The organism is Leisingera sp. G5_S3_59_S7 (assembly GCF_054968485.1).
Map to the genome: position 1 here is coordinate 12,104 of NZ_JBQKUH010000057.1, position 15,368 is coordinate 27,471.

Annotated in this window: 14 protein-coding genes; 8 read left to right on the plus strand and 6 right to left on the minus strand. The window is 64.1% G+C overall.

The window, feature by feature from the left end:
* Positions 1-545: 545 nt before the first annotated feature.
* From ACTRWG_RS18915 to ACTRWG_RS18925, 3 genes are all read left to right on the plus strand, one after another.
* The gene (locus tag ACTRWG_RS18915) at positions 546-1,547 is read left to right on the plus strand and encodes a DctP family TRAP transporter solute-binding subunit (protein WP_027237178.1); all 1,002 of its coding nucleotides are present in this window, start codon (positions 546-548) and stop codon (positions 1,545-1,547) included.
* A gap of 99 nt (positions 1,548-1,646) precedes the next feature.
* Positions 1,647-2,324 carry a TRAP transporter small permease gene (locus ACTRWG_RS18920; protein WP_027237179.1) on the plus strand — a complete coding sequence of 226 codons (678 nt, stop codon included), beginning with the start codon at positions 1,647-1,649 and terminating at the stop codon, positions 2,322-2,324.
* Positions 2,324-3,700, plus strand: a complete 1,377-nt coding sequence (locus ACTRWG_RS18925) for a TRAP transporter large permease (protein ID WP_462829786.1) — start codon at positions 2,324-2,326, stop codon at positions 3,698-3,700. Before ACTRWG_RS18920 ends, ACTRWG_RS18925 begins: the two co-directional genes overlap by 1 nt.
* A gap of 182 nt (positions 3,701-3,882) precedes the next feature.
* Here the strand turns inward: ACTRWG_RS18925 and tpiA are convergent, their stop codons facing one another.
* From tpiA to ACTRWG_RS18940, 3 genes are all read right to left on the minus strand, one after another.
* The gene (tpiA, locus tag ACTRWG_RS18930; protein ID WP_462829787.1) at positions 3,883-4,632 is read right to left on the minus strand and encodes a triose-phosphate isomerase; all 750 of its coding nucleotides are present in this window, start codon (positions 4,630-4,632) and stop codon (positions 3,883-3,885) included.
* Positions 4,633-4,771: 139 nt separating this feature from the next.
* On the minus strand, positions 4,772-5,131 hold the full coding sequence (locus tag ACTRWG_RS18935) for a HesB/IscA family protein (protein WP_027237182.1): 360 nt from the start codon (positions 5,129-5,131) through the stop codon (positions 4,772-4,774).
* 113 nt (positions 5,132-5,244) lie between these two features.
* Positions 5,245-5,607: an SUF system Fe-S cluster assembly protein gene (locus tag ACTRWG_RS18940; protein WP_027237183.1), complete on the minus strand. Its 363-nt coding sequence runs from the start codon at positions 5,605-5,607 to the stop codon at positions 5,245-5,247.
* Positions 5,608-5,862: 255 nt separating this feature from the next.
* Between ACTRWG_RS18940 and ACTRWG_RS18945 the strand changes: the two genes are divergently transcribed.
* Complete coding sequence (locus tag ACTRWG_RS18945) at positions 5,863-6,621, plus strand: hypothetical protein (protein WP_462829788.1); 759 nt, start codon at positions 5,863-5,865, stop codon at positions 6,619-6,621.
* A 36-nt stretch (positions 6,622-6,657) separates the two neighbouring features.
* On the opposite strand, the gene ACTRWG_RS18950 is transcribed toward ACTRWG_RS18945, so the two are convergent.
* The 3 genes from ACTRWG_RS18950 to rimK form a co-directional block, all read right to left on the minus strand.
* Entirely contained in the window at positions 6,658-6,936 is a 279-nt protein-coding gene (locus tag ACTRWG_RS18950) for an NfeD family protein (RefSeq protein WP_259956722.1), read from the minus strand.
* Positions 6,936-7,826: an SPFH domain-containing protein gene (locus ACTRWG_RS18955; RefSeq protein WP_259956721.1), complete on the minus strand. Its 891-nt coding sequence runs from the start codon at positions 7,824-7,826 to the stop codon at positions 6,936-6,938. The genes ACTRWG_RS18950 and ACTRWG_RS18955 overlap by 1 nt, the downstream gene beginning before the upstream one ends.
* Positions 7,827-7,901: 75 nt before the next feature.
* The gene (rimK, locus tag ACTRWG_RS18960) at positions 7,902-9,308 is read right to left on the minus strand and encodes a 30S ribosomal protein S6--L-glutamate ligase (RefSeq protein ID WP_462829789.1); all 1,407 of its coding nucleotides are present in this window, start codon (positions 9,306-9,308) and stop codon (positions 7,902-7,904) included.
* A 69-nt stretch (positions 9,309-9,377) separates the two neighbouring features.
* Between rimK and tgt the strand changes: the two genes are divergently transcribed.
* The 4 genes from tgt (at position 9,378) to lon (ending at position 15,228) form a co-directional block, all read left to right on the plus strand.
* Entirely contained in the window at positions 9,378-10,508 is a 1,131-nt protein-coding gene (gene tgt, locus ACTRWG_RS18965; protein ID WP_462829790.1) for a tRNA guanosine(34) transglycosylase Tgt, read from the plus strand.
* A gap of 138 nt (positions 10,509-10,646) precedes the next feature.
* A complete protein-coding gene (locus tag ACTRWG_RS18970) occupies positions 10,647-11,729 on the plus strand; it encodes an alkene reductase (RefSeq protein WP_027237189.1) in 1,083 nt (360 codons plus the stop codon).
* Positions 11,730-11,871: 142 nt separating this feature from the next.
* A complete protein-coding gene (locus tag ACTRWG_RS18975) occupies positions 11,872-12,549 on the plus strand; it encodes a hypothetical protein (protein ID WP_245597391.1) in 678 nt (225 codons plus the stop codon).
* A 267-nt stretch (positions 12,550-12,816) separates the two neighbouring features.
* Positions 12,817-15,228 carry an endopeptidase La gene (gene lon, locus ACTRWG_RS18980; RefSeq protein ID WP_027237191.1) on the plus strand — a complete coding sequence of 804 codons (2,412 nt, stop codon included), beginning with the start codon at positions 12,817-12,819 and terminating at the stop codon, positions 15,226-15,228.
* Positions 15,229-15,368 lie beyond the last annotated feature (140 nt).

Consider the following 15,368-nt stretch of genomic DNA (forward strand, 5'->3'; position numbering starts at 1 on the left):
GGTGCGGGACGCCCCTGCACCCGATGAAGAGGTGGTCTTGGGGGCCCTGTGTTCTCCTGGCGGTGCGGGGTGTCAGTCCGCACCAGTGTCGCGACGGATGGCAGTATTGCAGGAGCGGGTTAAGGCCGGGGAAGCGGGGCGTGCGGTGGGCGTGCAACACCCCGGGTGTGGCGTTACCGGGTCAGGTTGGACGCCTCCCCTTTCGGCGGCAAAGCCGCCTGCCGGGCAGCGGGACGGGAGTATTTCGCGAAAGATGAAAGGGCGGCGATTCCCCTGCAGTTCTGTCGGGCGCTAACATTTGTGCGGTTTTCCGCACAAAGCCGGAAGCTCCTTGTGCGGGATTTCGCACAGCTTTTGATCCGCTTCGCCCAGCTGCATCCAGAGGTCGTCGTAACTGACTGTCAAATTGGGAGAATTTCGGGAAACGGGTGATTCCCGGATCAATTCTTGAGCGGTTTTACGCAACTTGGGATGCTCTGAGCGGGCTTCAGCTATGCGCTGAGGGCAACATAGAATTTTCTGATGATTTTTCTGGGAGGAAAGACATGAAATTCCTGACCACTGCTGCAACCGCACTGGCACTGGCTGTGACCGCAGGCGCCGCAAGCGCCGCCTGCGACGATGGCGAGGTCGTGGTGAAATTCAGCCACGTCACCAACACCGACAAGCACCCCAAGGGGATTGCCGCGTCGCTGCTGGAAAAGCGCGTGAACGAGGAAATGAACGGCACCATGTGCATGGAGGTCTACCCGAACTCCACGCTGTACAACGACAACAAGGTGCTGGAAGCGATGCTGCAGGGCGACGTGCAGCTGGCCGCGCCGTCGCTGTCGAAGTTCGAGAAGTTCACCAAGCAGTTCCGCCTGTTCGACCTGCCGTTCATGTTCAAGAACATCGAAGCCGTGGATGCGTTCCAGGCGTCTGAAACCGGCCAGGAGATGCTGGACTCGATGCAGCGCCGCGGCCTGCAGGGGCTGGCGTACTGGCACAACGGCATGAAGCAGATGTCGGCCAACAAGCCGCTGGTGGAGCCCACGGATGCCAACGGGCTGAAGTTCCGCGTGCAGTCGTCGGATGTGCTGGTGGCGCAGATGGAAGCGATCGGCGGCTCGCCGCAGAAAATGGCGTTTTCGGAAGTGTACGGCGCGCTGCAGCAGGGTGTTGTGGACGGGCAGGAAAACACCTGGTCCAACATCTATGGCAAGAAGTTCTTTGAGGTGCAGGACGGTGTGACCGAGACCAACCACGGCGCGCTGGATTACCTGGTGGTGACCTCGGTTGACTGGCTGGACAGCCTGGAGCCGGACGTGCGCGACCAGTTCCTGACCATCCTTAAGGAAGTGACTGCCGTGCGGAACGCCGAATCCACCAAGGTGAACGGCGAGGCCAAGCAGGCGATCATCGACGCCGGCGGCGTGGTGCGCGAGCTGACCCCTGAGCAGCGCGCGGCCTGGGTCGAGGCGATGAAGCCGGTCTGGGAGAAATTCGCAGGCGACGTCGGCCAGGAAAAGATCGACGCGGCGCAAGCCATCAACGCAGGCCTGTAATCCGGGCCTGACCGGGGTGCCCCTGCGGGCGCCCCGTATCCGCGGGCGGCGCGGGGATCCGCCGCCTGCACCCCTTTCCGCAAAACTTGGGAGGCAGCCATGGCGGGGTCCAGAACCGGCCCGAGCGGGCTTATCAACTCACTCGAAGAAACCCTGATCGCGCTCCTGCTGGGGCTGATGACGGCGATTACATTCGCCAATGTGATCGCGCGGTTTGTATTCAATTCCAACATTCTGTGGGCGCTGGAGCTGACCGTGTTCCTGTTTGCCTGGCTGGTGCTCTTGGGCGCGTCTTATGCGGTGAAGACCCATGCGCATCTGGGGGTGGACGCCATCGTCAACATGCTGGCGCCCGGTGCGCGCAAGGCGGTGGGGCTGTTTGCCGTTGCCTGCTGCCTGGTGTTTTCGCTGCTTCTGCTGAAGGGCGCCTATGACTACTGGGCAGTGTTTGCCGACCTGCCGCCCACCTCGGGCCGCTGGTTCCCGACCGGGTTTGACATGAAGGCGCGCAGCCAGAGCTTCTATGAGGTTCAGGACGTGCCGATGGTGGGGATCTTCAAGTTCCTGGAAGACCTGATCAATTACGGCGACTCCTACGAGAAGCTGCCGAAGGTTGTTCCTTACGTGGTGCTGCCGGTGTCGATGCTGCTTCTGGTGTTCCGCTTTACCCAGGCAGCGTTCCAGATTGCCCGCGGCGAGGCGGACCGGCTGGTCGCCAGCCACGAGGTCGAAGACGAAATTGCAGAAGTGCAGGCACAGCGCGGGGAGCATGACTGATGGAAGTGGTAATCCTCTTTGCGATGGTGATTGGCCTGTTGCTGATCGGGGTGCCGATTGCGGTGTCGCTGGGCCTCAGCTCGACCATCTTTCTGCTGATTTATTCCGACAGCTCTCTGGCGTCGGTCGCAGGCACGCTGTTTGAAGCCTTTGAGGGGCATTTCACCCTGCTGGCGATCCCGTTCTTCATTCTGGCCTCGTCATTCATGACTACAGGCGGCGTGGCGCGGCGGATCATCCGCTTCTCCATCGCTTGCGTCGGCCATCTGCCGGGCGGGCTAGCGATTGCGGGCGTGTTTGCCTGTATGCTGTTTGCCGCACTGTCCGGGTCGTCTCCCGCGACCGTGGTGGCCATTGGCTCCATTGTGATCGCAGGGATGCGGCAGGTGGGCTACTCCAAGGAGTTTGCGGCCGGTGTGATCTGTAACGCGGGCACCCTGGGCATCCTGATCCCGCCCTCCATCGTGATGGTGGTCTATGCGGCGGCGGTTGAGGTCTCCGTGGGGCGCATGTTCCTGGCGGGCGTGATCCCGGGCCTTCTGGCCGGTCTGTTCCTGATGGTCACCATCTATGTGATGGCCAAGGTCAAGAACCTGCCCAAAGGCGAGTGGAGGGGCTGGGGCGAGATCATCACCTCGGGCCGCGAAGCCGGCTGGGGGCTGTTCCTGATCGTGATCATCCTGGGCGGCATTTATGGCGGCATCTTCACGCCGACTGAGGCCGCGGCGGTGGCGGCGGTCTATGCCTTCCTGATCGCCTCCTTCGTCTACAAGGACATGGGGCCGCTGTCGAACGGCGAGGGCGAGGCCAAGACGCCGCTGATCAAGAAGCCTTATGCGCTGGTGACGGCGTTCTTCCACAGCGACACCAAGCACACGCTGTTCGAGGCGGGCAAGCTGACCGTTACGCTGCTGTTCGTGATCGCAAACGCGCTGATCCTGAAACATGTGCTGACTGACGAACAAGTGCCGCAGCATATCGCCAATGCGATGCTGTCGGCGGGCTTTGGACCCATCATGTTCCTGGTGGTGGTCAACGTGATCCTGCTGATCGGCGGCCAGTTCATGGAGCCCTCGGGCCTTTTGGTGATCGTCGCGCCGCTGGTGTTCCCGATTGCCATCGAGCTGGGTATCGACCCGATCCATCTGGGCATCATCATGGTGGTGAACATGGAGATCGGCATGATCACACCGCCGGTGGGCCTGAACCTGTTCGTGACCTCGGGTGTTGCGGGTATGCCGATGATGGGGGTGGTGAAGGCCGCGCTTCCGTTCCTGGCGGTGCTGTTCGTGTTCCTGATCCTGATCACCTATGTGCCCTGGCTGTCCACGGTGCTGCCAAACGCGGTGATGGGGCCGGAGATCATAACGAAGTAGGCGGTTTGCCAAAAAGAAACGCCCCGGGAGACCGGGGCGTTTTTCGTTTCAGGGAAGGGGCGCTGCCCCTCTTGGCCCGTCGGGCCAATTCACCCCGGAGTATTTGGGCAAAGATGAAAACCGCCCGGGCTTCATCTTTCCAGAAAATACTCAAATCCGGGGCCAGCGCCGCAGGGCGCCGGTTAGCTGGCTTCCAGCGCGGTGATGATCGGGGAGAAATCCGCAGCCTTGAGGCTGGCACCGCCGACAAGCGCGCCGTCGACGTTGGAGACGGCGAAGATATCGCCCGCGTTGGAGGGTTTGACCGAGCCGCCGTAGAGCAGGCGGATGCTGTCCGCAGTCTCAGCGCCGAAGCGGGTGGTGAGTTCTGCGCGCAGGAAATCGTGGACTTCGGCGATTTGTTCCAGCGTGGGCACCTTGCCGGTGCCGATGGCCCAGACCGGCTCATAGGCGATCACGGTATTTGCGCCAGATGCCCAAGCCGGGACCGAGCCTGCCAGCTGAGTGCCTGCGACCCTGAGCGTGTCGCCTGCCTCGCGTTCCGCCAGGGTTTCACCGATGCAGATCACCGCGGTGAGGCCCTCGGCCATGGCGGCCTCTGCCTTGGCGCAGACCTGGGCGTCGGTCTCGCCGTGGTCGGCGCGGCGTTCGGAGTGGCCGAGGATCACGGCGGAGGCGCCTGCGTCCTTGAGCATGGCCGCCGACAGATCGCCGGTGTGGGCGCCGGAAGCATTGGCGTGGCAGTCCTGGCCGCCGATGGCGACAGCGCTGCCCCTGGCGGTGTCTGCGGCGCGCGAAAGCAGGGTCGCGGGCGGGCAGATCAGGATATCGGCTGCCGGGCCGGGGTGGCCTTCGGCCAGTGCCGCCAGTTCACCCAGGCTGTCGCCGGTGCCGTTCATCTTCCAGTTGCCTGCTGCCAGTTTCCGCCGCATGGGGGTGCCTCCGAATGTCCTGTTTGGGCGTGACTGGTAGCACCGGCAGCGGAGCGGCGCAATTCGCTTGGAGGGGGAGTGGCGATGCAAAAAGGGCGGGGAAGGCCCCGCCCGGTGTTTTCTTGCCCGACGCGCCGGATCAGGTGCCGGGCGCTTCCTTGAAGGATATCGACTCGCCGCAGCCGCAGGCCTCGGCCACGTTGGGGTTGTTGAACTTGAAGCCGCTTTCCAGGAGCGTCACCTCATAGTCGATTTCGGTGCCGAACAGGAACATCTGCGCCATCGGCGCGATCAGGATGCGTGCGCCGTCCTGTTCCACCACCTCGTCGTTGGGGGAGGGCTCGTCGACGTATTCCATGGTGTATTCCATGCCCGCACAGCCGCCTTTCTTGACGCCGATGCGCAGGCCGGCATGGCCGTCCTTCTGCATCAGCTTGGCGATCTGCGCCGCTGCCTTGGGCGTCATTGTCACAGCTTGCTTGCCGGGAATTCCAAACATCCGGGTCTCCAAAAAGTCGCGCGTTGCTTATAATCTAGGAGCGTCTTGCCGCTGTCTCAAGTGCGCCCGGGCCGCGGACCGGCGCGTTGCGGCGCCGGACACGCTCCTGCGGCTTACATGAAGCCCAGTTCGAGGCGGGCCTCGTCGGACATCATTTCCATGCCCCAGGGCGGCTCCCAGGTGAGTTGCACATCGACGCTTTTGACGCCGGGCACCGGTGACACCGCATCGACGATCCAGCCCGGCATCTCGCCTGCCACCGGGCAGCCGGGCGCGGTCAGGGTCATGATGATCTTGACGTCGTTTTCGTCGTTGATGTCGATCGTGTAGATCAGGCCCAGCTCGTAGATGTTCACCGGGATTTCCGGGTCATAGACGGTGCGGCAGGCCTCGGCCACGGCCTCGTACAGCGGGTGGCTGACGGAGGAGGGCGCGATCAGCGGTGCGCCTTCGAGCGGTTCGGAAGGATTGGTCATGATGGTCCCGGTCTGATTTTCCGACGATTTATATAGGAAATAAGCAGCCCGGCGTCCAGAGGCGCCGCGCGCGGCCGCGGAAATGATCTGTCTGCCAGCCTTGCGCGCGGCCGGGCGTGCGGGTTTGATCTGAGGGGTTTCCGCGCTAAATCGTTGCTCCCCCATAATGATTTTTGAAAGCTGCCCGGGTGCAGCGGCCGGATGACGCATGCCGGCCGTGCCGCTGGGCCTGGCAGGAACGGGGGAGGGAGAGCCATGCCTGAACCGAGTGTGCCCGCACGGGCTGCTGCGATTGCTGTGCCGGTGCTTGCCGCGCTCTTGGGGACCGCCGCTGCGGCCCAGGACCTGCGCGGCTGGCGCTGGCAGCTGACGCCTTTTGTGCTGGCGCCCTCTGTGGAGAGCACGACAGAGCTGGGCCGGGCCGCCGGGGATGTCGCGTTTGAGGCAAGCGATGTGTTCGACCAGCTGCAGGCGGGCGGAATGCTGCAGTTCGAGGGCATCCACAGCAGCCGGTTCGGGTTCCGGCTGCGGTATGCGCTGCTGGATGCCGATGCCATTGGCAGCAGCACTGCCGGCGAGGTGCCAGTGACCTATGATCAGAATGTGGCGGAAGCGGTGGTGACCTACAGCTTCGGGCGCGGGCTGGACAGTTTCGAGCTGTTCGGGGGACTGCGCCATTGGGACGTGGACGTGATTGCCAGCCTGCCGGGCGGCACCCTGCGGCAGGGGGCGGAGTGGACCGATCCGGTTGCCGGTCTGCGCTGGCAGCGCCGGGTGTCGCCGGAGTTCAGCATCCTGCTGGAGGGCGACATCGGCGGCTTTGGCGCCGGGTCGGATCAGAGCTGGTCCGCGATGGGCGGGCTGGTTTATGACCGCTGGGAGCGCGCCTCGATCTATGTGATGTACCGCGGGCTGGGGGTGGATTACGAAGAGGGCACCCGCGGCACCGGCAGCTTCTTCCGCCATGATGCTGTGACCCACAGCCTGCTGGCGGGCATCGGGTTCCGGTTCTGAGGACGGGCCGCACCGCGGCGGCCCGCCGCCGGCGGTTCAGTCGTTGATGTCGTGATCGAAGGTTTTCACCTGGCCTTTGGGCAGGGCAAACAGCCGTTTCAGCAGCAGCCAGGCGGCCAGCGACAAGCCCGCGAAAATCAGCAGCAGCAACGGCAGCCCCCAGCTGCCGCCGGAAATCAGCAGTAGCAGCGCCACCGCGGCGGCGCCGATTCCGAAGCCGAGGAAGACAAAACCGGGCACCAGGATTTCAAGAATGCCCAGCACCAGTGCCGCCGCCGCCCAGACCCACCAGAGCGTCCAGAACCCGGCAGCCATCACTTGGATCCTTTCAGCAGCTTGAAGGCATCGCCAAAGGCCTCCAGTGCGGCGGCTGGGACCACGATGGTCTGTTTGCCGGTGCCATTGCCAAGCGCATTCAGCGCCTCCACCTGTTTCAGCGCCACCTGGTACTGGGCGGCCTCGATGCCGTTGTCGGCAATCGCCTTGGCCACCACGCCGGTGGCATAGGCTTCGGCCTCGGCCTGGATGCGGCGGGCCTTGGCGGTCTGTTCGGCGGCATAGAGTTCGGCATCGGCGGCCAGTTCGACGGCGCGTTTCTGGCCTTCGGCCTCAGTCACCTGGGCGCGGCGGGCGCGTTCGGCGTTGAGCTGCTGCAGCATCGCGTCGCGGGTGGCCTGGTCGAGGTTCACATCCAGGATTTCGGCGCGGGTCACTTCGATGCCCCAGTCATCCACCGCGCTTTCGACGCTTTCCTGGATGCGGGAGATCAGCTGGGCGCGGTTCGATTGCACCTCGTCCAGGTCCATCTTGCCGATCTCAGCGCGCACGATACCGGCCACGGTGGTGGCGATGGCGCCGTCCACGTCGCGGATCCGGTAGACGGTCTTTTCCGGCTCAAGGATGCGGTAGAAAACCGAGGTGTCGATCTGCACCAGCACGTTGTCCTTGGTGATCGCATCCTGGGTGGCGTTGGGCAGCTGGCGTTCCAGGATCGAGATCTTGTGGCGCACCACATCCAGCAGCGGCACGATGAAGTTGATGCCCGGCCCCAGCACTGAATGCAGGCGGCCGAAGCGTTCGACCACGAATTTCTGCGACTGCGGCACGATGCGGATGCCCTTGAGCGCGATGATGATCAGCAGGAGGGCGCCCAGCAGGTAGAGAAGGTTGCCGGACAAGAGGTCGAGCAGTTCGTTTTCGGTCATGAATATGCTTTCTGTTTCAAACTTCTGCGCGCAGGATCATGCGGGCGCGCAGCGAAGGTCAAGGAAAACCGCGGATCAGGTGGCGGCGGGTTTCAGGCGGCGCACCGGAGCCGGGCGAACCCGGTTTTCGATCTCGGTGTAGATCAGGGCGGCGATGTTCTTGGCGGAAGTCTTTTCAATCCCTTCCAGCCCGGGAGAGGAGTTCACCTCCAGCACCTTGGGGCCGGTTTCCGAGCGCAGCAGGTCCACCCCGGCCACGTTGAGGCCGAAGGCGCGGGCGGCCCGCACCGCGGTGGCGCGTTCCTCCTTGGTGATGCGGACCGCCTCGGCGCTGCCGCCCAGATGCAGGTTGGAGCGGAAATCGCCATCAGCGCCGGAGCGTTTCATCGAGGCCACCACCTTGGAGCCGACCACCAGGCAGCGGATGTCCTCGCCCGCGGCCTCCTTGACGAATTGCTGCACCAGGAAGTTGGCCTTAAGCCCGCGGAAGGCGGTGATCACGCTTTCGGCGGCTTTCTTGGTTTCGGCCAGCACCACGCCCTTGCCCTGGGTGCTTTCCAGCAGTTTGACGATCAGCGGCGCGCCGCCCACGATCTGGATCAGGCTGCCGGTGTCCTTTGGCGAGGCGGCGAAGGCGGTGGCGGGCATGCCGATCTTGTGGCGGGCCAGGATCTGATGCGCGTGCAGCTTGTCGCGGCTGGCGGTGATGCCCTCGGAGCCGTTGACGCAGAAGGTGCCGAGCGTTTCGAACTGGCGCAGCAGCGCGGTGCCGTATTGGGTGACGGAGGCGCCGATGCGCGGGATCACCGCGTCATAGCGGGGCAGGCGCGTGCCGTCGTAATGGACCTCTGGCGCCAGTGCATTGAGGGCCATGTAGCAGCGGGTGGTGTTGATGACTTCCACCGTGTGGCCGCGGTTTTCGCCCTCTTCCACCAGGCGGCGGGTGGAGTAATTGTCCTCGCGGCTGAGCACAGCGATGCGCAGGGCGCGCTTGGGGGCGGATTTGCGGATATTTGCAGAGGCGTAGACGGAATAGTCCAGCGCCGGCTGGCACATGCGTTCGCCTGGCACAACGGTCACGTTATCGGTCAGCGCCTGGCGGCCCAGCAGCATGTGCTTGGCCATGCCGCGCCGGTCGGTCAGCGTCAGCTCCACCGGCCAGGACTGGCCTGCGATCGCAATCGGCGTCTCGATCACAAAGCGCATTTCGCTTTCGCCGTTGGAGGATGTCACCTCGCGCCGGTCCTTGATCAGGGCAGAGCAGGGGATTTCGAGGTCGTACTGGCCGGGAATGGGATGCACCATGAAACGCACCTTGGGGGCGCTGGCCGGGCCGAAGGTTTCAATGCCGGTGGCGTGCAGCGACGAGGTGCGGGCGCCGGTATCCACTTTTACCCGCAGCGCAGGCAGGCCGAGGTCCGGCAGGCTGACCCACTCCTCCCATCCGAGTTTCAATTGCGGCGCGGGGTCTGCTGTGGACATGCGCGGGGCTCCTTGGCATTAGGGGGAATCACCGGTGTGCCGGTGTCATGGTAACGGCAGGAATACGAGATGGCAGAGCTTTTCAACTTTGAACTGAAGGCAACCGACGGCAAAGCGCGCACGGGCGTTATCAATACCCCGCGCGGCGAGATCCGCACGCCCGCGTTCATGCCGGTTGGCACTGCCGGAACCGTCAAGGCGATGATGCCGGAAAGCGTGCGCGCCACCGGCGCCGACATCCTCTTGGGCAATACCTATCACCTGATGCTGCGCCCGACGGCGGAGCGGATCGACCGGCTGGGCGGCCTGCACAAGTTCATGAACTGGGAGCGCCCGATCCTGACCGACTCGGGCGGGTTTCAGGTGATGTCGCTGGCCGGTCTGCGCAAGCTGACCGAGAAAGGCGTGACGTTCAAATCCCACATCGACGGCTCCAAGCATGAGCTGACCCCGGAACGCTCGATGGAGATCCAGCGGCTGCTGGGGTCTGACATCGTGATGTGTTTCGACGAATGCCCGGCGCTGCCTGCGGACCGCGACCGGATTGCCGAGTCGATGCGGCTGTCGATGCGCTGGGCGGAGCGCTCGCGCGAGGCGTTCGGCGACCGTCCGGGGCACGCGCTGTTCGGCATCCAGCAGGGCGGGCTAGCGCAGGACTTCCGCGAGGAAAGCGCCGAGGCGCTGAAGACCATCGGCTTTGACGGCTACGCGGTGGGCGGCCTGGCAGTGGGCGAGGGGCAGGAGGCGATGTTCGGCTGCCTGGACTTTGCGCCGGACATGCTGCCCGGGGACAAGCCGCGTTACCTGATGGGCGTGGGCAAGCCCGACGACATCGTCGGCGCGGTGGCGCGCGGCATCGACATGATGGACTGCGTGCTGCCGTCGCGGTCGGGGCGCACCGGGCAGGCGTTCACCCGCTACGGCGTGGTGAACATCAAGAACGCCCGCCACCAGGACGACCCGCGGCCGCTGGATGAAAACTGTTCCTGCCCGGCGTGCTCAAACTATTCCCGCGCCTATCTGCACCATGTGTTCCGCAGCAACGAGATGATCTCGGGCATGCTGCTGACCTGGCACAACCTGCATTATTTCCAGGAGATCATGGGCGGCATGCGCGAGGCGATTGCGGCGGGCACGTTTGAAGCCTGGCAAAAGGACTTCCACGCCACCCGCGCGCAAGGCGATATCGAGCGGTTGTGAACAGGCAGGGCCGAACAGTCACTGTGCGCAGGCGGGCAGCTTCTCTGGCTGACGCCCGGTTGAAAGCGCGGGGCAGGGTGCTCAGGTCATTCCGGCAACGTTCTTGTTGCTGGACACTTTGACCGGAGGGACATCCCCGTGAGCCAAGAATTGTTTTCCGCCGCCACCGCTGGCGCAATCGAGTTGAGAAACCGCATTGTCATGGCGCCGCTGACCCGCAACCGGGCTGATGACCAAACCGGCGAGGTGCTGGACCGGCATGCCGAGTATTACGCCCAGCGGGCGGGCGCCGGACTGATCATCACCGAGGGCAGCCAGATCAGCCCCGAGGGCAAGGGGTATATCCAGACCCCGGGCATCCACACGGCGGCGCAGGCTGCGGCCTGGCGCAAGGTCACGGATGCGGTCCATGCCAAGGGCGGCAAGATTGTTATTCAGCTGTGGCATGTCGGGCGGATCACACATGACTCGCTGCTGCCCGAGGGCACCAAAGCCGTGTCCTCCACCGATGTTGCGGCAGAGGCGCAGACGTTCACCCATGAAGGGTTTGTGCCGACGGCCAAGCCGCAGGCGCTGAGCGCGGAAGACATCCAGCGGGTGATTGCCGACTTCGTGCAGGCCGCGAAATACGCCAAGGATGCGGGGTTCGACGGTGTCGAGCTGCATGCGGCCAACGGCTATCTTCTGGAGCAGTTCCTGAAGGACGGGGTGAACACCCGCACCGATGCCTATGGCGGCTCCCCGGAAAACCGCGCCCGGATCGTATTTGAGATTCTGGACGCGCTGCAGACGGTTTGGCAGGCCGGCCGGATCGGCCTGCGCCTGTCGCCCTTTGCCACTTTCAATGATGTGTCCGACAGCGATCCCGTAGGTCATTACACGCCGGTTATCCAGAAACTGAACAGCTATGGCCTGGCCTATCTGCACATGGTCGAGGGTGAGACCGGCGGCGCCCGGGACGGGGATTTCGACGCCCTGCGCAAGCTCTATACCGGCACCTATATGGCCAACAATGGCTATGACCGCGAAACCGCGCTGGCGCGGACGGCCTCGGGCGAGGCTGACCTGGTGGCCTTCGGCCGCCCCTTCATCGCCAACCCGGATCTGGTGCAGCGGCTGGCCGCAGACGCGCCGCTGAACGAAGGCAACCCGGAAACCTTCTATGGCGGCGGAGATGAGGGGTATACCGACTACCCGGTGATGCAGCAGGCGGCTGAATAATCCGCTGAGGCCCAGATGAGGCAATGGCGGCCGGGCAGCAAACGCCCGGCCGCCGGTATCAGTTCAGCTGGGGTCCGGGCGCCTGTTCACCTGTTGTGAAGACCCTGTCTGCTAACCTCGCGCAAAAGCGGGGAGGATGGCGATGACCGGTTTGCGCGCGATTGTTCTGGCGGTTCTGCTAGGCAGCTCTCCGGCGGCACAGGCGCAGGAACAGGAACCTTCTCAGGGCACGGGAAGCGCCAAGTCTCCCGGATCTCTGGCGGAGGCGTCGGGCTTCTTCAAGGCGCCGCCGATTGATGGCTGCACCATCACGCTGGAGGAACTGGTCAAGGGCAAGTCCAGCGCGCTGCGCGGGCGGTGGACCCTGCGCAAGGGGCCGGGCGAAATGGGGCTGGTTTCGGCCGGGCGTGTCGAGATGCTGCCGGTGCCGCAGCGCAGCGGCGAGATTCTGTCGCTGGATTTCCGGAACGGCCGGCTGATGGCGGGCTCGCCTGCGCTGGGCTTCATGCCGGTCGCAGTTGAGGACCGTGCGCCGCCGGCGCCGGGCAGCGGCCTGCGGGCCGAAAGCGCAGGCCGCGGCGACCTGCCGGACGACGCTGAGGTGTTTCTGGACGAGATCGCCCTGGGTCCCCTGGCGTGCGGTCCGGACCAGCTTTTGCGGCTGAATATCGCGGGCGCGCAGGACAGCGGGACGGGGCATGTTCTGCGCCAGGACTACCGGCTGTTTCTGGTCGACCAGTCAAGGCTGAGCGGCACCTACAGCGAGACCGGCGCGGCGGGCCGCTTTGAGCGCGGCCTGGTGACGCTGGAGCGGCGCTGAATGGCGGATCGCACCAGTCTGCCCGGCCGTTTCCGGCACCTCTGCCCGGCCGTTTCCGGCACATCCCCGGGCGTGTTAGCGCTTTGCTCACCCTTCGGTCATTTGCGCCTTGTGGTCCGGGCGCGCTGCGGGCAAGGTGGGGCCAACCAAGCGGCGGGCTGGTTGAAAATCATTAACCTTCCCCCCAGATAAAGACATCCAATGAGGAGACGCGCCAAGCGCTGCCGGGATCGGGGCCGGGCCGTCTTGCCAAGCAAAGGACCGAGTATGCAAGAGCCACTCAATTCCTCCTATCCTGTGCTGCCGCTGCGCGATATCGTGGTGTTCCCCCACATGATCGTGCCGCTGTTCGTGGGCCGGGAAAAGTCGGTGCGCGCCCTGGAAGAGGTGATGGCGGACGACAAGCAGATCCTGCTGTCCAGCCAGATCGACCCTTCCGAGGACGACCCGGAAACCGATAGCATTTACACCGTCGGCGTGCTGGCCAATGTGCTGCAGCTGCTGAAGCTGCCCGATGGCACCGTCAAGGTGCTGGTCGAGGGCCAGTCGCGGGTGAAAATCACCGAATTCCTGGAAAATGACGACTACTTCGAGGCGAAGGCCGAAGAACTGGCGGAAATGCCGGGGGACGTCACCACCACCGAGGCGCTGGTGCGCACCGTGGGCGATGAGTTCGAGCGCTATGCCAAGGTGCGCAAGAACATTCCCGAGGAAGCGCTGTCCGCCGTTGGCGAGACCGCCGAGCCGGCCAAGCTGGCCGACCTGGTGGCGGGCCACCTGGGCATCGACGTGGAGCGCAAGCAGGAGCTTTTGGAGACTCTGTCTGTCAGCGAGCGGCTGGAGAAGGTCTATGGGCTGATGCAGGGCGAACTCTCGGTCCTGCAGGTCGAGAAGAAGATCAAGACCCGCGTCAAGAGCCAGATGGAGAAGACCCAGCGCGAGTATTATCTGAATGAGCAGATGAAGGCCATTCAGAAGGAGCTGGGCGACGGCGAGGAAGGAGCCGGCGAAATCGCCGAGCTGGAAGAGAAGATCGCCGCCACCAAACTGTCGAAAGAGGCGCGCGAAAAGGCCGATGCGGAGCTGAAGAAGCTCAAGAACATGTCGCCGATGTCGGCGGAAGCCACGGTTGTGCGCAACTATCTCGACTGGATGCTGTCGATCCCGTGGGGCACCAAGTCGCGCGTCAAGAAAGACCTGAACAAGGCGCAGGAGATCCTGGACGCCGATCACTATGGCCTCGAGAAGGTCAAGGAGCGGATCGTCGAGTATCTGGCGGTGCAGCAGCGCTCGGCCAAGCTGAAGGGGCCGATCCTGTGCCTCGTCGGCCCTCCGGGCGTGGGTAAGACCAGCTTGGGCAAATCCGTGGCCAAGGCGACAGGGCGCGAGTTCATCCGCATCAGCCTGGGCGGCGTGCGCGACGAGTCCGAGATCCGCGGCCACCGCCGCACCTATATCGGCTCGATGCCCGGCAAGATCATCCAGGCGCTGAAGAAGGCGAAGACCACCAACCCGCTGATCCTGCTCGATGAAATCGACAAGATGGGCCAGGATTTCCGCGGTGACCCGGCAAGCGCGATGCTGGAGGTGCTGGATCCGGAACAGAACAACACCTTCATGGATCACTACCTGGAGGTGGAATACGACCTGTCGAACGTGATGTTCCTGACCACCTCGAACAGCTACAACATGCCCGGGCCGCTTCTGGACCGGATGGAGATCATCCCGCTGTCGGGTTACACCGAGGACGAAAAGCGCGAGATCGCCAAGCAGCACCTGATTTCCAAGCAGGTGAAGAACCACGGCCTGAAGGCCAAGGAGTTCGAGCTGACCGAGGATGCCGTGACCGAGATGATCCGCACCTACACCCGCGAGGCGGGGGTGCGGAACCTGGAGCGTGAGATCGCCAAGGTGGCGCGCAAGTCGCTGACCAAGATCGTCAAGAAAGAGGCCGACAGCGTGACTGTCACGCCGGAAAACCTTGACGAGTTCCTGGGCGTGCCGAAGTTCCGCTTCGGCCTGGCCGAGAAAGAGGATCAGGTTGGTGTGGTGACCGGGCTGGCGTATACTTCCGTCGGCGGCGAGCTGCTGTCGATTGAGGCACTGCGGCTGCCGGGCAAGGGCCGGATGAAGACCACCGGCAAGCTTGGCGACGTGATGAAGGAATCGATCGAGGCGGCCTCGTCCTACGTGCGCTCTGTCTCGCCGAAACTGGGCATCAAGCCGCCGAAGTTCGACCATTGGGACATCCACGTGCACGTGCCGGAAGGCGCAACGCCTAAGGACGGCCCCTCGGCGGGCCTGGCGATGGTGACCTCCATCGTGTCGGTGCTGACACAGATCCCGGTGCGCAAGGATATTGCGATGACCGGCGAGGTCACCCTGCGCGGCAATGCGCTAGCGATCGGCGGCCTTAAGGAGAAGCTGCTGGCGGCCCTGCGCGGCGGTGTCAAGACAGTGCTGATCCCGCAGGAGAACGAGAAAGACCTGCCGGATATCCCGGACAACGTGAAAGAAGGTCTGGAGATCATCCCGGTGTCCCATGTCTCTGAGGTGCTGAAGCATGCGCTGGTATCGCAGCCTGAGCCCATCGAATGGGACGAAGAGGCCGAAGAGGCCGCCGCCGCCAAGGCGGCGCTGAGACGATCGGAAGAGGGGGCGGGGGCAACCGCTCACTGATCCGCCGGTCAGATCCGGAAACAGCAGATCCGGAAACAAAAGAAAGGGCGGTCCGAGGGGGCCGCCCTTTTTCAGTGCTCTCTTCCGTTCTGGCCCTTCTGTTCGGGGCTTTTTATCACTGGCGCAGGGGGCATGGCTTC